At 67.6% G+C, this 20,078-nt stretch carries 8 protein-coding genes; 7 read left to right on the top strand and 1 reads right to left on the bottom strand.

Annotation, left to right across the window (positions count from 1 at the left end; all coding sequences use genetic code 11):
- Nucleotides 1–125: 125 nt before the first annotated feature.
- The 7 genes from E1N52_RS16915 (at nucleotide 126) to treY (ending at nucleotide 18,640) form a co-directional block, all read left to right on the top strand.
- Nucleotides 126–3,629, top strand: coding sequence for a maltotransferase domain-containing protein (locus E1N52_RS16915; RefSeq protein WP_133183893.1), 3,504 nt, complete (start codon nucleotides 126–128; stop codon nucleotides 3,627–3,629).
- A gap of 119 nt (nucleotides 3,630–3,748) precedes the next feature.
- Entirely contained in the window at nucleotides 3,749–7,081 is a 3,333-nt protein-coding gene (treS, locus tag E1N52_RS16910; RefSeq protein WP_425468078.1) for a maltose alpha-D-glucosyltransferase, read from the top strand.
- Nucleotides 7,074–9,290, top strand: coding sequence for a 1,4-alpha-glucan branching protein GlgB (gene glgB, locus E1N52_RS16905; RefSeq protein WP_133183891.1), 2,217 nt, complete (start codon nucleotides 7,074–7,076; stop codon nucleotides 9,288–9,290). The genes treS and glgB overlap by 8 nt, the downstream gene beginning before the upstream one ends.
- A 68-nt stretch (nucleotides 9,291–9,358) precedes the next feature.
- Nucleotides 9,359–11,578 (top strand): glycogen debranching protein GlgX, encoded by a 2,220-nt coding sequence (gene glgX / locus E1N52_RS16900; protein ID WP_133183890.1) that lies wholly within the window; start codon nucleotides 9,359–9,361, stop codon nucleotides 11,576–11,578.
- Between the two features lie 26 nt (nucleotides 11,579–11,604).
- Nucleotides 11,605–13,506 carry a malto-oligosyltrehalose trehalohydrolase gene (gene treZ, locus E1N52_RS16895; RefSeq protein WP_133183889.1) on the top strand — a complete coding sequence of 634 codons (1,902 nt, stop codon included), beginning with the start codon at nucleotides 11,605–11,607 and terminating at the stop codon, nucleotides 13,504–13,506.
- Entirely contained in the window at nucleotides 13,503–15,746 is a 2,244-nt protein-coding gene (gene malQ, locus E1N52_RS16890; protein WP_133183888.1) for a 4-alpha-glucanotransferase, read from the top strand. Before treZ ends, malQ begins: the two co-directional genes overlap by 4 nt.
- Nucleotides 15,743–18,640 carry a malto-oligosyltrehalose synthase gene (gene treY, locus E1N52_RS16885; protein WP_133183887.1) on the top strand — a complete coding sequence of 966 codons (2,898 nt, stop codon included), beginning with the start codon at nucleotides 15,743–15,745 and terminating at the stop codon, nucleotides 18,638–18,640. Before malQ ends, treY begins: the two co-directional genes overlap by 4 nt.
- Before the next feature lie 9 nt (nucleotides 18,641–18,649).
- On the opposite strand, the gene E1N52_RS16880 is transcribed toward treY, so the two are convergent.
- On the bottom strand, nucleotides 18,650–20,056 hold the full coding sequence (locus tag E1N52_RS16880) for a hemolysin family protein (protein WP_133183886.1): 1,407 nt from the start codon (nucleotides 20,054–20,056) through the stop codon (nucleotides 18,650–18,652).
- Between the last annotated feature and the right edge of the window lie 22 nt (nucleotides 20,057–20,078).

The raw sequence follows: 20,078 nt of genomic DNA, 5'->3' as shown, positions 1-20,078 counted from the left end.
CTCTGAACAGGTGCCTGTCCACCAAGCGCAGCGCGGCACGCTCCGGCAGCCCCCGGGCGGCGCGATCGCATTTCGGCTAACCCCGTCTTGCATCCCCTTCGCCTGACGTACCTGGAATACGACCGATGGAACCTCCCCACGCCTATGCGCCGCGGATCTACTTCGTCCATTCCGTCCTTGCAGGACCGCTCGACGCGTGGCCGGCGCACATCGCCCGCGCGGCGTCGCTCGGCTTCGATCACGTCCTGATCGGCGCGCTGTTCGCCGCCGGCGCGTCGGGCGACGATCGCATCGTCGCCGACCATGCGCGCCTGAACGCGGCCTTTCGCAGCCAGCTTTCCGCAGACGACGCCATACGCGAACTCGCGCTCACGGCGCAATCGCGCGGCGTCACGCTGCTCGCCGATCTCGTGCTCGATCGCAGCGCTGCGGACGGCGCGCTCTACGCCGCGCATCCCGAATGGTTCCACCCCTTCGAGCCCGAAGACGCGCGCCTCGACCCACGCCACGGCCACAGCGAAGCCAACGTGGCCTACGCCGATTTCGAGCGCGCGAGCGCCCCGCTCATCGCATGGTGGACGGCGCGCGCCATCGCGCTCGTCGAAGCGGGCATCGGCGGCTTTCGTGTGGACTCGCCGCACCGCACGCCGCCCCATGTGCTGCGCGCGATCTTCGATGCCGTACGCGCGCGCTTTCCGCAAGCGCGCTGGCTCGCCGCTACGCCTGGCCTGCCGCGCGAGGCGATCACGCACCTCGAAGGTGCGGGCTTCGACGCGGCCTTCTCCTCGCTGCGGTGGTGGGACTTCTCGTCGAGCTGGATGGTCGAGGAGCACGCCGCATTGCGTCGCGTGGGCTCACCGATAACGTTTCCAGAAGCACCCTATGGCGCGCGCTACGCGCACGACCAGGAGGGCGCCGCCGATGCACGCGCGGTCGAGCGCGCCTATCGCCGCATGCTGCGCGCGGCAGCCGCGCTCGGCACCGGCTGGCTCATGCCGATGGGTTTCGAATACGGCGTGGACGAGGCGACCTCGCACAGCGGCAACAGCGTGCAGGCGTGGGAAGCCGCGAAGGCGCGCGCACCATTCGATCTGAGCGCCGATGTCGCGCACGCCAACGCGTTGCAACGCGAAACGTGGACGCTGCAGACCAACGGTGAACTGCGCGCGCTCAATGGGCCTGGAGCTAGCGTCGCGGCGCTCATGCGCGGCGACCGCGCGGACCTGCGCGACGCGGAGGACGCCATCCTCACGCTCATCAATCCCGCGCTGGCCGCGCCTGTGCGCGTGGATCTCTCGCGCCTGCTCGACGGTGCGCCTGGCGGCTTCACACGCTTCGCGCCGCTCGACGCCGAAACGCTGCGCGGCGCACGCCTGCCCGCGGCGCGCGACGCGAGTGCGATCCCCGAGACGTTCACGCTGCCCGCGGGCGCATGCTGGATGTTCCGCGCGCTCGCGAGCCCGCTCGTGGTACTCGCGCCGCCCGAAGATCGCGGCAAGTCGGATACGAGCGGACACAAGAGCGTGCTCGAGGCGATCGCCGCTCCGCGCATTGCCATCGAGAGCGCGCAGCCGTCGGTCGATCACGGCCGCTTCGCCGCGAAGCGCACCGTGGGCGAACGCTGTGAAGTGCGTGCGGCGATCTTTGCCGAGGGCCACGACCGCATCGACGCCGCCGTGCTCTGGCGCGCCGCCGACGAAACCGCCTGGCACGAGTCGCCGATGTCGCCCGTGCCGCCCCCGGGAACCGACCTTTGGGCAGGCCACATTCCGCTCGATCGCATCGGACGCTACGAGTACGTCGTGATCGCGTGGCGCGACGACTTCGCCTCGCTCGCGGAACATCTGCACAAGAAGCGCGCGGCGAACCAGCCCGTCGATCTGGAGTTGGAGGAAGCGAGCCGGCTGTTCGCGCTCGTGCTCGCCACCGCGGAAACATCGGGCACGAGCGACGAGAATCAGAAGACCACCAACGAAACGCTCGACGCCATCGTCAAACGCTTCATTGGTGCGGACACCGAAACACGTTGCGCGATCATCGCCGCGCCTTCGACGGCTGCGGCCGTGCGCGCCGCGCGCCACCGCCCGTTTCTCTCGCGCGACACGATCGTCAATCGCGTGGATGCGGAGCGCGGCGCCGCGCGCTTCGCGAGCTGGTACGAGATATTCCCGCGCTCGATGAGCGACGACGAATCGCGCCACGGCACCTTCGACGACGTGATCGCGAAGATGCCGCGCATTCGCGAAATGGGCTTCGACGTGCTGTACTTCCCGCCGATCCACCCCATTGGCCTCGCGAACCGCAAGGGGCGCAACAACACGCTCAATGCGCAGCCCGGCGACGTGGGCAGCCCCTACGCGATCGGCGCGGCCGAAGGCGGCCATACCGCGGTGCACCCGCAACTGGGCACGCTCGAGGACTTCTGCCGCATGCTTGCCGCGGCGCACGAACAAGGCCTCGAAATCGCGCTCGATTTCGCGATTCAATGCTCGCCTGACCACCCGTGGTTGAAGGCGCACCCCACCTGGTTCGCATGGCGGCCCGACGGCACGCTGCGCTATGCCGAAAACCCGCCGAAGAAGTACCAGGACATCGTGAACCCCGAGTTCTACGCGCACGACTCGAAGCCTGATTTATGGCTCGCGCTGCGCGACGCGATCCTGTTCTGGGTGGACACAGGCGTGCGCATTTTCCGCGTGGACAACCCGCACACGAAGCCGCTGCCGTTCTGGGAATGGATGATCGCCGACGTGCGCGCGCGCCACCCCGATGTGATCTTCCTCTCCGAAGCCTTCACGCGGCCACGCCTCATGTACCGGCTCGCCAAGCTCGGCTTCTCGCAGTCGTACACGTATTTCACGTGGCGCGAATCGAAGCGCGATTTCACCGAGTACCTCACGGAACTCACGCAAACCGACGTGCGCGACTTCTATCGGCCGAACTTCTTCGTCAATACGCCCGACATCAATCCGCGCCATTTGCAGACCGGCGCGCGCTCGAGCTTCCTGATCCGCGCCGCGCTAGCCGCGACGCTTTCGGGGCTGTGGGGCGTGTATTGCGGCTTCGAACTGTGCGAAGGACGCGCCATGCCCAATTCGGAGGAATATCTGGACTCCGAAAAATATCAGCTGCGCGCATGGGACTGGCACCGCCCCGGCAACATCGTCGCGGAGATCGCGACGCTCAACCGCATTCGGCGCGCCAACCCGGCGCTGCACACGCATCTCGGCATCACGTTCCTCGACGCGCGCAACGACTCGCTGCTCTGCTTCGAGAAGGCCACGCCCGCACGCGACAACGTGCTCGTCGTGGCCATCAACCTCGATGCCTTCAATGAGCAGGGCGCCGACTTCGAACTTTCGTGGACGACGTTCCAGCGCTGGCACCTCGACGATCACGCCCCCCTCAATGTGATCGACGAAATGACCGGCGAGCGCTTCGAGTGGCGAGGGCGCTGGCAGCACGTGCGGCTCGATCCGCATGCGCGAGCGTTTGCGATCTGGCGCATCGAGCCCGCGAAGGGTCTGCCGCGCGAAGAACCGCTGCCTGAACACGCCGAAGAGCACGACGAGCACATCGAAGGCCATCCCGAACTCGACGCCGACTTCCCGCCCGGAGGAGCGACATGAAACGCGACCCCGCTACGCACGAGCCTGTGACAACGAACGTGCAGACCGTCACGCGAGACTCGACCGCGCACGATCCACATCACGAGGAACGCGGCACGCAACGGCGCGGCAAGCCGTCGATGCTTTCCGACGACCCTCTCTGGTACAAGGACGCGATCATCTACCAGGTGCACGTAAAATCGTTCTTCGATGCGAACAACGATGGCGTGGGCGACTTCCCTGGCCTGCTCGCGAAACTCGATTACATTGCCGGCCTCGGGGTCACGGCGATCTGGCTGCTGCCGTTCTACCCCTCGCCGCGTCGCGACGATGGCTACGACATCGCGGACTATCGCAACGTGCACCCCGACTACGGCCAGCTCGCCGACGTGCGCCGCTTCATTCAGGAAGCGCATGCGCGCGGCATGCGCGTGATCACCGAACTGGTCATCAACCACACCTCGGACCAGCACCCGTGGTTCCAGCGCGCGCGCCGCGCCAAGCCGGGCTCGAATCATCGCAACTATTACGTGTGGTCCGATACCGATCAGAAGTACCAAGGCACGCGCATCATCTTCATCGACACCGAGCCGTCCAACTGGACGCACGACCCGGTGGCCGGCGCGTACTACTGGCACCGCTTCTATTCGCACCAGCCCGACCTGAATTTCGACAATCCGGCCGTGCTGCGCGAAGTGCTGCAGGTCATGCGCTTCTGGCTCGACATGGGCATAGACGGGCTGCGGCTGGACGCCGTGCCCTATCTCGTGGAGCGCGAAGGCACGAACAACGAGAACCTGCCCGAAACGCACGGCATTCTCAAACGCATACGCGCGGCCATCGACGAGCACTACCCGAACCGCATGCTGCTGGCCGAAGCGAACCAGTGGCCGGAAGATGTGCAGGAGTACTTCGGCAACGAAGACGAATGCCACATGGCGTTCCACTTCCCGCTCATGCCGCGCCTCTACATGGCGATTGCGAGCGAGGACCGCTTCCCGATTCTCGACATCATGAAGCAGACGCCTGACTTGCTGCCGAGCTGCCAGTGGGCGATCTTCCTGCGCAATCACGACGAACTCACGCTCGAAATGGTGACGGACTCCGAGCGCGATTACCTCTGGAACACCTACGCGAGCGACCGGCGCGCGCGCCTGAACCTCGGCATTCGCCGCCGTCTCGCGCCGCTCATGGAACGCGACCGCCGCCGCATCGAACTCATCAACTCGCTGCTGCTCTCCATGCCCGGCACGCCGGTGATCTATTACGGCGACGAACTCGGCATGGGCGACAACATTCACCTGGGCGACCGCGACGGCGTGCGCACGCCGATGCAGTGGTCGTCGGACCGCAATGGCGGCTTCTCGCGCGCCGACCCCGAACAGCTCGTACTGCCGCCGCTCATGGGCTCGCTCTACGGCTACGACGCCATCAACGTCGAAGCGCAAAGCCGCGATCCGCATTCGCTGCTCAACTGGACGCGCCGCATGCTCGCCACGCGCCGTGCCAAGCAGGCGTTCGGGCGCGGCACGATTCGCTTCCTGCGCCCCGCGAACCGCAAGATCCTCGCGTACCTGCGCGAAATGCCCGACGAAGCGCCGATCCTGTGCGTGGCGAATCTGTCGCGCGCGCCGCAGGCGGTGGAACTCGATCTTTCCGAATTCGCGGGCACGTCCCCCGTCGAAATGACGGCCGACTCCGTGTTTCCGGCCATCGGGCAGCTGCCTTATCTGCTGACTTTCCCGCCCTACGGCTTCCTGTGGTTCCTGCTGAGCCCCGGCGATCAGCGGCCTTCGTGGAGCCAGCCGACCTCGGAGCAATTGCCCGAGTTCGTGACCGTGGTGATCCGCGAAGGTCAAACCGGTGCGACGCCCGAAAACGTGCGGCTGCTCGAATCGGAAGTGCTGCCTTCGTGGCTCTCGCGTCGCCGCTGGTTCGCCTCCAAGGACAAGCCGCTGCGCGCCGTGCGCCTCGCGGCGCTCACGACGATCTACGGCGCGGGCTTCGCGTTCACGGAGATCGAGGCCGAGTTGGCGGATGGCACGAGCGAGCGCTACGTACTCCCAATCGCCATTACGTGGGGCACCGAGATCACCACGCCGCTGCACATTCAGCTCGCACTCTCGCGCGTGCGGCGCGGCCGCACGGTGGGCTATCTCACGGATGCGTTCTCGCTGCCGTGGTTCGCCTATGGCGTGCTGCGCAAGCTGCGCGAGCGCGCCACGGTGCCTACCGTGCAGCAGAGCACGATCCGCTTCGAGCCAACCGAGCGCCTCGACGAACTCGATCTTGGCGACACGCCGGAAGTGCGCTGGCTCGCGGCCGAGCAGAGCAACAGCTCGCTCGTGATCGCGGAAACGCTCGTGCTCAAGATCGTGCGCCGGCTGATGGCGGGCGTGCACCCCGAAGCGGAAATGAGCCGCTACCTCACGAAGCTCGGTTACGCGAACACCGCGCCGCTCTATGGCGAAGTGGTGCGCGTCGATCCTGCAGGCGTGCCGCATACGCTCATCATCGTGCAGGGTTTCATCGACAACCAGGGCAATGCGTGGGATTGGGCGCTCGACTATCTGCGCCGCACGATCGACGAACTCGCGCTCGCCGTGGACGACGACACGAGCGTCGACCAGGCGCACGAGGAAGAAGCCGTGCAGGGCTACTGCACAGTGATCGGCACCATCGGCAAGCGCCTGGGCGAGCTGCACGCGATGCTCTCCCGACCCAGCGACGACGAAGCCTTCGCGCCCGTTGCCGCCACGCCCGACGATGTGCGCAACTGGATTGCCGACGCGAAGACCATGCTCAACGAGGCGCTCGACATCGTCGCGCAGCATACGGGCGAAGACGAACAAACGCTCGACGACGACGCACGCGATCTCGCCCGCAGCCTGATCGATCGGCGCAAGGCACTCGTCGCGAAGATCGACGAACTCGTGCCGAACGACACGAAGGCCGCGCGCATCCGCATACACGGCGATTTTCACCTGGGCCAGGTGCTGCTGTCCCAGGGCGACGCGTATTTGATCGACTTCGAAGGCGAGCCCGCGCGAGCGCTCGAATACCGGCGCGCAAAGGCCTCGCCGCTGCGCGACGTGGCGGGCTTGCTGCGCTCGCTCTCGTATGCGGGCGCCGCCGCGCAATCGACGCTCGAAAGCGCGCCGCAGCAAGTCGTCGATCGCAAGCGTGCCCTCTTCGAACGCTTCCGCGGCTACGCGGCCGAAGCGTTCCTGAGCCAGTATCGGGCGGCCGTGGCGGAAGGTCCGCTCACGCTCGTCAGCGCTTCGCACGAGCAGGCGCTGCTCGACCTGTTCCTGATCGAGAAGGCGGCTTACGAGATCCGCTACGAGGCAGCCAACCGCCCCACCTGGCTCGCACTGCCGGTGCGCGGTCTCGCGGCGCTCGCGGCACGCGTGCTCGGACTCACGCCCACACAGTCCACACAATCGCATTCCGGCGGAGGTGGCCATGGTTGAACGCGCGCCCCAGGCCGGGCTGAATCCCCACGACGCCGACGCACTCGCCGGTGCGTACCATTCCGATCCTTTCTCCGTGCTCGGACTGCACTGGGTGGACGGCGCCCCCTACGTGCGCGCCTGGCTGCCCAACGCGTCGGGCGCGAGCGTGGTGGCGCGCGACCGCGCCCACACGCTCGGCGAACTCTCGCTCGTGCATCCCGCAGGCCTCTACGCGGGGCCACTCGCGGAAGCGGTGCCCTACCGGCTCGTGGTCGACTGGCATGGCGTGAGCCAGGAAATCGAGGATACCTATTCATTCGGCGCGCAGCTTTCGCACGAGGCGCTCGTACGTCTCGCGGACGGCGACCCTTACGCGGTGCTCGAATGCCTTGGCGCGCGGCCTTTGACCTGCGATGGCGTACCCGGCGTGCGCTTTGCGGTCTGGGCGCCGAATGCGAAGCGCGTCTCCGTAGTGGGCGACTTCAACGCATGGGACGGGCGGCGTCACCCCATGCGGCTGCGCCACGAAGCAGGCGTCTGGGAGCTGTTCATTCCGCGTGTGGCGCCCGGTGCGCGCTACAAGTACGAGATACTCGGCGCGCGCGGCGTGGTCCTGCCGCTCAAGGCCGATCCTTGCGCGCTGCAGACGGAAAGCCCGCCGGGCACGGCTTCGATCGTCGCCCCCGCCGAAGCGATCGACCACTACGCGTGGCGCGATCAGGAGTGGCTGCAAACGCGCGCCGAACGGCAGAACGCGCGCGCGGCCATGTCGGTCTACGAGGTGCATGCGCCCTCATGGTTGCCCACGCAAGGCGCCGACGCCCCTGCTCCGGACTGGAGCGCGCTCGCCGAGCGCCTGATCCCGTACGCGCAGGGCATGGGCTTCACGCACATCGAATTGCTGCCTGTGGCGGAGCATCCGTTTGGCGGCTCGTGGGGCTATCAGCCGCTCTCGCAGTTCGCGCCCACCGCGCGTCTTGGCGCCCCGGTCGACTTCGCGGCGTTCGTCGACCGCGCGCACGAAGCGGGACTGGGCGTGATTCTCGACTGGGTGCCCGCGCACTTCCCGAACGACGCGCACGGTCTCGTCGATTTCGACGGCACGGCGCTCTACGAGCATGCCGATCCGCGCGAGGGCTATCACCCCGACTGGAACACGATGATCTACAACCTGGGACGCCGCGAGGTGAGCGCGTTCCTGATTGCGTCGGGCCTAGCGTGGCTCATGCGCTATCACGTGGATGGGCTGCGCGTGGACGCGGTCGCCTCGATGCTGTACCGCGATTATTCGCGCGCGCAAGGCGAGTGGGTGCCCAACATCTACGGCGGCCGCGAGAACCTCGAATCGATTGCGTTTCTCAAGCGCCTCAATCACGAAACGCAATACGTTCCGCAGCGCCCCGGCGTCATCACCATTGCTGAGGAATCCACAGCATGGCCGGGCGTCACGGCGCGCCCCGAGGATGGCGGCCTCGGCTTCCAGTTCAAGTGGAACATGGGCTGGATGCACGACACGCTGCACTACATGCACGAAGACCCTGTTTATCGCCGCTATCACCATCACCTGATGACGTTCGCGATGGTCTACGCGTGGTCCGAGCGCTTCGTGCTGCCGCTGTCGCACGACGAAGTGGTGCACGGCAAAGGGTCGCTGCTAGGCAAGATGCCGGGCGACCGCTGGCAGAAGTTCGCGAACCTGCGCGCGTATTTCGGCTTCATGTGGGCGCACCCGGGCAAGAAGCTGCTGTTCATGGGCGGCGAGTTCGGGCAGATGGCCGAGTTCGATCACGACGGCACGCCGCACTGGAACCTGCTCGACGACCCGCTGCACCGCGGGGTGCAAACGCTCGTGCGCGACCTCAACCGCCTCTACGCGAGCGAGCCCGCGCTCTACACGCTCGACTCGGAACCCGGCGGCTTCGAATGGCTGGTTTCCGACGACAGCGAAAACAGCGTGCTCGCATGGCGCCGCGTGGACGGATCGGGCCGCGAGATCGTCGTGATCTGCAACTTCACGCCGGTGCCGCGCCACGGCTACCGTATCGGCATGCCGCAGCCGGGACAGTGGGAAGAGGCGCTCAACACCGACGCCGAAGTGTATGGCGGCTCGAACATAGGCAACGGGGGCCTCGTCAACACGGAGAGCGTGGCGAGCCACGGCAAGCCGCAGTCGGCCGCACTCGTCCTGCCTCCGCTCGGCACGCTGATCCTGCGCCTGCGCCGCTAAGCCGGCGCAGCGGCGGGATTTGATCAGGAAACCGATGCAAAACGAAGAACAACAGATGGAGCATCGTCATGGCAAACGGTCCGCCTGAGCGCCTGCTGCCCGGCTCCCCCTGGCCGCTCGGGGCGACGTGGGACGGCCTCGGCACCAACTTCGCCGTGTTCTCGGCCCACGCGTGGCGCATCGAGCTGTGCCTCTTCGACCCCACCGGCCGCAAGGAGCGCATTCGCTACACCTTGCCCGAATGCACCGATGAGGTATGGCACGGCTATTTGCCGGGCGCGCATCCCGGGACCGTCTATGGCTTGCGCGCGCATGGACCCTATCAGCCGCATCTGGGGCATCGCTTCAATCCGCACAAGCTGCTGCTGGACCCCTACGCGAAACAGCTTATCGGCCAGTTCCGCTGGTCTGACACGCTCTATGGCTACCGCGCGCATTCGAACCGCGTGGACCTCTCGATCGACCGGCGCGATTCCGCACCGGCGATGCCCAAGTGCGTGGTCGTGAACGACAACTTCGACTGGTCTCGCGACCGGCGGCCCAATACGCCGTGGGGCGACACCATCATCTACGAAGCGCATCTGCGCGGTCTGTCGATGCAGCGTTACGATTTGCGCACGCACATGCGGGGCACCTTTGCCGGGCTGGCCGCGCCGCGTTTCATCGAGCATCTGCACAACCTCGGCGTGACGGCCATCGAGATCCTGCCGGTACACGCGTTTCTCTCCGAGCGCTTTCTGATCGATCGCGGACTGCGCAACTACTGGGGCTACAACTCGGCCGCGTTCTTCGCGCCCGAGCCCAGCTATCTCGTGGGCTACGATACCGACGAAATGCGCATTGCCGTGCGGCAGCTTCATGCGGCGGGTATCGAAGTCTTTCTCGACGTGGTCTACAACCACACCTGCGAAGGCGGCGAAATGGGCCCCACCGTCTCGTGGCGCGGCCTCGACAACGCCAGCTATTACCGCTGCGTGCCTGGCGACGAGCGCCACTTCATCAACGACACGGGCTGCGGCAACACGCTCGACTTTGCGCATCCGCGCGTGCTGCAGATGGTCTCCGATTCGCTGCGCCACTGGGTCACGTCATACGGCATCGACGGCTTTCGCTTCGACCTTGGCGTCACGCTCGGGCGCGAGCCCGCGGGCTTCGACCCGAACGGGGGCTTCTTCGACGTGCTGCGCCAGGACCCCGTGCTTTCACAATGCAAGCTGATTTCCGAGCCGTGGGACGTGGGCCCGGGCGGCTATCAGCTTGGCAATCACCCGCCCGGCTTTTCCGAATGGAACGATCGCTTTCGCGACAGCGTGCGGCGCTACTGGCGCGGCGCGCCGGGCCAGCGCGCCGACCTCGCGGCACGCCTGACCGGCAGTGCGGATCTGTTCGACAAACGCAAGCGCCGGCCATGGGCGTCGATCAATTTCATCACCTCGCACGACGGCTTCACACTGGCCGACCTCGTTTCGTACGAACGCAAGCACAACGAGGCCAACGGTGAAGAAAACCGCGACGGCCACAATGAAAACTGGAGCGCGAACTGGGGCGTGGAAGGCCCGACCGACGACCCCGCCATCCTCGCCACGCGCGCACGCGTAGGCCGCTCGATGATGGCCACGCTCCTCATCGCGCTCGGCACACCCATGCTGCTCGCGGGCGACGAGGCCTGCCGCACGCAACGCGGCAACAACAACGCGTACTGCCAGGACAACGACATTTCGTGGTTCGACTGGGCGCTCGCCGAAACGCCCCAAGGCAAGGCCATGACGCGCTTCGCCGCGCGCGTGATCGCGCTGCGCCGCGAACATCCGCTGCTGCACGAAACGCGCTTTCTGTTCGGCGAGCGCGAATTGATGCCCGGCGTGCACGACATCGACTGGTTCGACGAACGCGGCGAGCCTCTCTCGCCCGAGGCCTGGCACGACCCGGAGGCGAGCGCATTCACCATGCGGCGCGCGGGAGCGGGACTCCACGGCCAAATGGAAGTATTGTTAATGATGCTGAACGCTTCGCAGGGCGCGGTGACGTTCGTCGCGCCCGCGCCGCGCATGGCATGGGAGGTGCTGCTCGATACCGCGCGTCCCGACGCGGTGCCCTACACGCTGCCCGACACGACGTACGAGCTGGCTGCGCGAGCGCTCGCCGTGCTCTGCGCCCGACCGGCGCGTGCCGATACGCACCGGCCAACGGGCGCGCGCGGCGACGCGCCGACGCCGGACCCGCGCCGCACGCCGGGCGCGCCCGAGTCGGGCTCCCCCGCGGGCCCGGACGCAGCCGCCGCTGGATAGGAACAGGACGCAACCAGGAATCCACCATGTCCCCGCTTTCGCACGATCCGCACGCCCGCCAGTACATGCATTGCCTGCCTTTCGGCGCGCAGTTGATCGGCGCGGCGCACACGCAGCCGCATACACGCTTTCGCTTCTGGGCGCCGTCGTGTCAATCGGTGCAGGTCGTATTCGAGAACGCGAGAGATGCGCCGCCGCTCGACATGACGCCGAGCGGCAACGGCTGGTTCGAAGCGCAGGCGCCGTGCGGGCCGGGCACGCTGTACCGCTACTGCATCGACGGCCAGCAACGCGTACCCGACCCCGCATCGCGCTTCCAGCCGCAGGGCGTGCATGGGCCGAGCGAAGTGCTCGACCCGCGCGCGTACGCCTGGCAGCATGCGCACTGGCAAGGACGCCCCTGGGAAGAGACCGTGATCTACGAGCTGCACGTGGGCGCGCTGGGCGGCTATCAGGGTGTAATGAAACGTCTGCCCGCGCTCGCGGCGCTCGGCGTGACGGCCGTCGAACTCATGCCGCTCAACGACTATCCGGGCGAGCGCGGCTGGGGCTACGACGTCGTGCTGCCTTACGCGCCGCACGCGGCCTATGGCAGTCCTGACGAACTGAAGGCGCTGGTCGATGCCGCGCACGGGCTGGGGCTGCAGATGTTCATCGACGTCGTGTACAACCACTTCGGTCCCGACGGGAACTGGCTCGGCCAGTATGCCAAGCCGTTTTTCCGCCAGGACGTGAAGACGCCATGGGGCGAAGCGCTCGACTTCGACCGCTTCGAAGTGCGCGACTTCTACTGCGACAACGCGCTCTACTGGCTCAAGGAATATCGCTTCGACGGTCTGCGCATCGACGCTGCGCACGCGATCGGCAACACCGACTGGCTGCGCGAGCTGGCCGACCACGTGACGGCGCGTGTGGAGCCCGGACGGCATGTGCACCTCGTGCTCGAAAACGAGCACAACGAAGCCAATCTGCTCGAATCGCACTTCAGCGCACAATGGAACGACGACGCGCATCACTGCTTTCACGTGCTGCTGACCGGCGAATCGGAAGGCTACTATCGCGCCTTCACGGATTCCCCCATCGGCAAACTCGCGCGCGTGCTCGGCGAAGGCTTCGTGTACCAGGGCGACCCGTCGCCCGTGCATGCGGGCAAACCGCGCGGCGAACCGAGCGCGCACCTGCCGCCCACCGCATTCGTGATGTTCCTGCAGAACCACGACCAGATCGGCAACCGCGCAATGGGCGACCGGCTGCGCACACTGGCCGACGACGACGCCCTGCGCGCGGCCACGGCAATGCTGCTGCTTTCGCCGCAAATTCCGCTGCTCTTCATGGAAGAGGAATACGGCTCGACGCAGCCGTTCCAGTTCTTCACGGCCTTCACCGGCCAGCTCGCCGATGCAGTGCGCGAAGGCCGCCGCCGCGAATTCAAGGCATTCAGCGCGTTCAACGACGAAGCGAGCCGCGCGCGCATTCCCGATCCGAACGATCTGCAGACCTTCGTGAATTCGTCGCCGCCGGCCGACGCGCCACTCGACGGCGAACGGCTCGAATGGATGCACTTCTACAAGTCGGCGCTGTGCGTGCGTGCACATTTGCTCATGCCGCGCCTGCGCCACGCACGCGCGCTCGGCGCAACCGTGCTCGCCGACGACGCCGCGAACGGCCTCGCCGCGCTCGTCGCGCGCTGGCGCCTCGACGATGGCGAAACGCTCACGATCGCGCTGAACCTGGGCCGCGACGGCGTGCGGCTCGATCCGCAGCCCGAGGGCATGGTGATCTTCGAAACACCGCCGCGTGCGCGCGATTATGCCGACAATGGCGTGCTGCCCGAGAGCGCGTGCATCGCATGGCTCACTGGCGACGTGCCCGAGTATTCGAGCGAACACGACGCGCGTGTCGTCCATCGCGAGGAGCCCAACGCATGAGCACGGCGCGCCGCAGCGAAACGCTCGCGACCCTCGCCGCACGTGCGGGCTTCGAGGTCGAATGGACAGACGCGCACGGCGCCGTGCAGCGCGTGCCTGACAGTACGCTCGCCGCCCTGCTGGAATGCACGGGCCTGCCTTGCGCCAATGCCACGCAAATTCGCCAGAGCAGCTCCGCGCTCAATGCGGAACAGTCGGCGCGGCGACTGCCGCCGCTCATCACCGCCGAATACGACAGCGCGATCGAGCTGCCGCCTTCGGCCGTACGCGCGGGCAGTCACTATCGCATCGACCTCGAAAGCGGCGAGCATATCGAGGGCCGCTTCACCTCGCCGCGCGGCGAGAGCGCGCTGCTCGCGCCGCTTGCGGAGCCGGGCTACCACACGCTCACCGTCAACGACCATCGCTTGACGATTGCGGTCGCGCCGCCGCGCTGCCATACCGTCGCCGACGCCTGGCGCGCACGTCACGGCGAAAGCGGTGCGGTACCGCCGCTGTGGGGCCTCGCCGCGCAATTGTACGGACTCCGACGTAATGGCGACGGCGGCATCGGCGACTACACCGCGCTCGCCACGCTTGCCACGGAAAGCGCGCGGCGCGGCGCACAAGCGCTCGCGGTGAGCCCGACCCATGCGATGTTCAGCGCCGAGCCGGGCCACTTCAGCCCCTATTCGCCTTCGTCGCGCCTGTGGGTCAATATCGCGCATATCGATCCCGCTGCGGTATTCGGCGCCAAGGCCGCACACGACGCGAGCGTGGCCGCCGACGCGGGCGACGCCTGGCGCGAACTCGAATCCGCGCCGCTCGTGGACTGGCAGCGCGCATTGCCGCTCAAGCTCAAGGTGCTGCGTGCGCTGTTCGAGCGCTTCGATACGCAGGAGCGTGCGAGCGGTTCGCCGCACGCCGCCGCCTTCGACGCATTCTGCGCGCAGGGTGGCGAGGCACTCGAAGACCACGCGCGTTTCGAGGCGCTGCAGGAAGCCATGCTGCGCGGCCCCGGCGGCGAGCGCCACTGGCGCGACTGGCCCGAGCCGCTGCGCGACCCGCGCAGCGCCGACGTGGCGACGTTCGCGCAGGAGCACCGGCGCGAAGTCGACTTTCACTGCTTCCTGCAATGGCTCGCAGCGCTTGGGCTCTCGAGCGCGCAGCGCAGCGCGCGCGAGGCCGGCATGGCGATCGGTCTCGTCGCCGATCTCGCCGTGGGCTGCGACGGCGCCGGCTCGCACGCGTGGTCGCTGCCGCAGGACATGCTGCAACGCGTTTCGGTTGGCGCACCGCCCGACATCTTCAACCAGGCCGGGCAAAGCTGGGGCCTCACGACGTTCTCGCCGCGCGCCATGCACAACAACGGCTTTCGCGCGTTCATCGACATGCTGCGCGCGGCCTTCGCCCATGCGGGCGGCGTGCGCATCGACCATATCCTTGGGCTGCGCAGGCTCTGGCTCGTGCCCGAAGGCGAAAGCGCGCGCCACGGCGCGTATCTGCGCTATCCATTCGACGACCTCGTGCGGCTCATCGCGCTCGAATCGTGGCGGCATCGCGCGATCGTGATTGGCGAAGACCTCGGCACCGTGCCGCCGGGGCTACGCGAGCGGCTCGCCGCGCACGGGCTGTATGGCATTCGCGTGCTCTGGTTCGAGCACGACGGCAAGGGCTTTCTCGCGCCCACACGCTGGGACCCGCACGGCGTCGCGACGACCACCACGCATGATCTGCCGACCGTCGCGGGCTGGTGGAGCGGCGCGGACATCGACTGGCGCAACCGCATCGGCCAGACGCTCCCGCGCGCCGATGGGCGCGATCCTGTCGCGCTCGACCACGCGCGGCGCGCGACAGATCGCGTCGCGCTCTGGCATGCGTTGCAGCACAGCGGGCTCGCGCCGCGCGACACCGACCCGCCGCCAGGCGACGATCCGCCCGTGAACGCCGCGCTCGCCTATGTCGCGGCAACGCACAGCCCGCTCGTCACCTGCCCGCTCGAAGACCTGCTCGCGTTGTCCGACCAGCCGAATCTGCCCGGCTCGATCGACGAGCATCCGAACTGGCGCCGCCGCCTGCCGCTGCCCGTCGAGTCGCTGTTCGCCGATCCCGCCGTCGCCGCGCGCGTCGAAGCCGTCATACGCGCACGCGAGGCCGTCGCGCGCACGCAGGCCGACCCGAGCGCCGGTGCAGGCGCGAGCGACGCCAACTCAACCGCCAGCTCGGTGCCAGGTGCGCCCGAAAAGAAGCCGACGCCATGACACACCCTCGCGCGACGCTGCGCCTGCAACTCCATCACGGCTTCACGTTCGTCGACGCGCTCGCGCACCTCGACTACTTCGCCGCGCTCGGCGTAAGCCATCTCTACCTGTCCCCCGTCACGACCGCGCAGCCCGGATCGATGCACGGCTACGACACCGTCGACTACGGGACCGTAAGCGCGGAACTGGGCGGCGAAGGCGCGCTGCGCCGCTTCGCCGCGAAAGTGCACGAGCACGGAATGGGCATCATCGCCGACTTCGTGCCGAATCATATGGGCGTGGGTGGCGGCCATAACGCCTGGTGGCTGGACATCCTCGAATGGGGACGTCACAGCGCGTACGCGCGCCACTTCGATGTGGACTGGCACTCGCCCGACCCCGCCCTGCGCGGCAAGGTGTTGATGCCCTTTCTCGGCGCACAGTACGGCGAAGAACTCGCCGCAGGCCGCATCGAGCTGAAGTTCGACCCCGCCGCCGCGCGCTTTTACGTACAGTACGGACCGCACGTATGCCCGATCTGCCCGGCCGATTACGCGACGCTCCTGCAGTCCGCGAACCGCGCCGATCTCAACACGCTCGCCGGGCCGTTCCAGGGCATTACGACCCAGCCCGACGATCAGGCGCGCGCCGCCGCCGGGCGCGACGCGCTGCGCGCGTTCGTCGAGCGTGTCGGCACGGCCCCCATCGAGTTCGTTCTGGAATCCTATTCAAGTGCCGATCCAGTGCCGCGCGAGCGGCTGCACCGCCTGCTGGAGCGCCAGCACTTCCGGCTCGCGTGGTGGCGCACCGCCACCGACGAGATCAACTGGCGGCGCTTCTTCGACATCACCGCGCTCGCCGGCGTGCGCGTGGAACGTCACGACGTGTTCGAGGCCGTGCACAAGCTCATGTTTCGCCTCTACGCCGACGGCGTAATCGACGGCCTGCGCATTGACCATATCGACGGGCTCGCGGACCCGCGCGAGTACTGCGAGCGCCTGCGGCAACGGCTCGCGGCGCTGCGCGCCACACCGCCCTTTATCGTGGTCGAGAAGATCCTCGCGCAAGGCGAAACGCTGCGCGACGACTGGCCCGTGCAAGGCACGACCGGCTACGACTTCATGAACGACGTGGGCGCGTTGCTGCACGATCCGGCGGGCGCAGCGCCGCTCGCCGAAGCGTGGGCCGCTATCTCCGGCGACGACCGGCCGTTCGCGGCCTACGCGCTCGACGCGCGCCGCGAAATGCTGGCCGCGTATCTCCCCGCGGAACTCGACCACGTGACGCGCGCGCTGCACCGCATCGCGCGCGAACTTCCGGGCACGCGCGACACCACCTATGCGTCGGTGCATCGCGTGGCTGCGCATCTGGCCATGTACTTCCCGATCTACCGGATCTATCCGGCGAACGGTTTGCGCAGCGCGCTCGACAACCGTTATTTCGACGTTGCGCTCGACGCCGCGCGACGCGCTCTGCCGCGCGCGAGCCTTGCGGCGCTCGACCTCGTCGACGGCTGGCTCGGCGGACGCGCCCCCGAACCGGCCGCGAACAACGCCAGTAGCGGTAGCGGCAACAGTGGCAGTGGCGGTGGCGGCAGCGGCAGGACGCCACGCACCGCACCAGCCGGCGCAAACGCGAACGCGAGTGCGGGCGCCAACCAGGCGAACACTCCGCTCAGCCACGCGCTCATCGCGCAACGCACGGCGCTCGCGCTGTTCTCGCAGCTCACCGCGCCGCTCGCGGCAAAGGCCACGGAGGACACCGCGCTCTATCGCTATGGCCGCTTGCTCTCGCGTAACGAAGTGGGCGCGGACCCCGACGATTTCGCCCGCACGCCACACGACTTTCACGCGACGAACCGGGTACGCCAGCGGCGTCCTTATGGACTGCTCGCCACGGCCACGCACGACCACAAGCGCGGCGAGGACGTGCGCGCGCGGCTCGCCGTTTTGAGCGAAATTGCGGGCGACTGGAGCGGGACGCTGCGCGCCTGGTCGACGCTGAACCAGACGCATCGCCGCAACGACACGGCGGCCGGCGCGGTCTGGTCGCCGGGACCGGCCGCCGAGGCGATGCTGTATCAAACCCTGGTGGGCTGCTGGCCTCCCGAACTGGACCCGGGCGACGAAGCGGGCGTGCGTGCGCTGGCGGAGCGCGTCTCGAAGTGGCTGCTCAAAGCGTTGCGCGAAGCGAAGCTGCGCACGAACTGGCTCTCGCCCGACGAGACCTATGAGTCGGAGTGCCAGGCATTTCTCTTCGATATCCTCGCTCCGCAACGGCGCGACGGCTTCCTGCAGGCGCTGGCCGAATTCGTCGCGCGCGTGGCGCCCGCTGGGGCGCTCAATACGCTGCTGCAAACGGTGCTGCGGCTCACCTCGCCGGGCGTGCCCGACCTCTATCAGGGCACCGAGCTATGGGACTTCAGCCTCGTCGATCCGGATAACCGGCGGCCTGTCGATTACGCCGCCCGCGCCGCCGCGCTCGACGAGCAAGCGCCCGCCGCGAAGCTGAAGGATTGGCGCAACGCGCAGGTGAAGCTCGCCACCGTGCACCGCCTGCTAGCGCTGCGTGCGAGCGCGCCCGAACTGCTGCGCGAAGGCGACTATCTGCCGCTCACAGCAAGCGGCGCGCAGGCCTCGCATGTGATCGCGTTCGCGCGCCATCACGGCAACGCGTGGGCCATCGTGATCGGCACACGCCTCGCGGCGGGCTTGCTGGATGGCGACATGCCGCTCGTCGCGCCCGAGCGCTGGGAAGATACGACGGTCGAGTTGCCCAAAGGATGCGCGCAAGCCACGCTGCACGACTGGCTCAGCGACGCCACGCACACGGTGCGCGAAGGCGGCACGCTCGCACTGCGCGACATCCTGGGCGCAATGCCCGTCGCCGTGCTCTCCACGCTCACACGCAACTAAGCGGCGCGCTCAGCCGCCCTCGTCCTCGAGATCTTTGGGATACACGCGCACGAGCACGATGCGCGGCCCCCTCATTTTCTTCACGACGATGTCGAAGCGGTCGAACTCGACGCGCTGCCCTTCGGTGGGCAGGTCGTTGAGCGCATGAATCACGAGACCGCCCACCGACTCCGCGCGCCCTTCGTCGATGTCGATGCCGAGCGCCTGCTCCAGCGACACCACAGGCAGGCTGCCGCGGCCCATCAGCGTGCCGTCGTCCATGCGGGTCCAGTCGGTGTCGGCCTGGTGAAACTCATCGTGAATCTGGCCCACGAGCGCGCCGAGCAGATTGTCGAGCGTGAGAAAACCGACCGGGCGGGCGCCCTTGTGCCCCACCAGCGCGAAATGCGGCGCGCCCTTGCGAAAGCGGCGGAACAGCGCGAGTGCGGGTGTGTCGGGCCGCACGTACTGCACGGGGCGCACGAACTTGCCGAGATCGCTGAGCGCGTTGCCCGCCTCGCGCGCGAGCAGAAGGTCCTTCAGGTGGATGAGGCCCGCCACGCGTTCACCCGCGGCGTCTTCGAACAGCGGGTAGCGGCTGAAACGATGGCGCGCCACGATCTGCATGTTCTCGCGCAGCGACAGGTCGCGGCGCAGGCCCACCATTTCGTGCGTCGGCCGCATGAGGTCGGAAATCGTGAGGCGCGAGAAGTCGAGCGAATGGGCGAGCGTGTTCCATTCGTCGGCGTTATATGCGTTCGCGGCCGGCGCGGGGAGCAGCGGCACCGCGCCGCTTGCGCCTTTTGCGCCGCGCTGCTCCTGCTTCGCTTCGTGCGCCTCGGCCTGAGCGGCGGCGCGGCGGCTGCGCAGGATCAGCTTGAGTTCGTCGGTTGAATAGTGCGTGTCGTGGCCGTGCTCCGACGAAAGGCCCGCGAGACGCAGCACCGCGTTCGCGCTCGAATTGAGCACCCAGATCGCGGGATACATGGTCCAGTAGAAGCCGTAGAGCGGCATGGCCGTCCACAGCGAAATCTTCTCGGCCTGGCGAATGGCGAGCGACTTCGGCGCAAGTTCGCCCACCACGATGTGCAGGAACGAAATGACCGTGAACGCGAACACCAGCGAAATGGCATGCACGAGTTGCGCCGATTGCACACCCAGCAGTTCGAACACCGGGGAGAGCAATTTCGCAAAAGCCGGCTCGCCGATCCAGCCGAGGCCGAGCGAAGCGAGCGTGATGCCGAGCTGGCACGCGGAAAGGTAGGCATCGAGCTGGCCATGAACCTTGGCGAGCAGGCGCCCGCGCAGGCCGTGCTGGTGCGCGAGGCTCTGCACGCGCGTAGCGCGCAGCTTGACGAGGCCGAATTCGGCCGCGACGAAGAAACCGTTGAGGGCAACGAGCAGGAACGCCCCGATAAGGGCGAGAAGCTGGATCAAGACACATGGCTCCGTGAGACGA

This window comes from Paraburkholderia guartelaensis, from assembly GCF_004353905.1.
Classification (GTDB): Bacteria; Pseudomonadota; Gammaproteobacteria; order Burkholderiales; family Burkholderiaceae; genus Paraburkholderia; species Paraburkholderia guartelaensis.
This window is presented reverse-complemented; position numbering and strand designations above follow the sequence as displayed.

Excerpts from the sequence above, each read along its gene's own strand:
- treS (WP_425468078.1), top strand. The coding sequence starts at position 3,749 with ATGCTTTCCGACGACCCTCTCTGGTACAAGGACGCGATCATCTACCAG.
- treZ (WP_133183889.1), top strand. The coding sequence starts at position 11,605 with ATGTCCCCGCTTTCGCACGATCCGCACGCCCGCCAGTACATGCATTGC.
- glgX (WP_133183890.1), top strand. The coding sequence starts at position 9,359 with ATGGCAAACGGTCCGCCTGAGCGCCTGCTGCCCGGCTCCCCCTGGCCG.
- E1N52_RS16915 (WP_133183893.1), top strand. The coding sequence starts at position 126 with ATGGAACCTCCCCACGCCTATGCGCCGCGGATCTACTTCGTCCATTCC.
- glgB (WP_133183891.1), top strand. The coding sequence starts at position 7,074 with ATGGTTGAACGCGCGCCCCAGGCCGGGCTGAATCCCCACGACGCCGAC.
- treY (WP_133183887.1), top strand. The coding sequence starts at position 15,743 with ATGACACACCCTCGCGCGACGCTGCGCCTGCAACTCCATCACGGCTTC.
- malQ (WP_133183888.1), top strand. The coding sequence starts at position 13,503 with ATGAGCACGGCGCGCCGCAGCGAAACGCTCGCGACCCTCGCCGCACGT.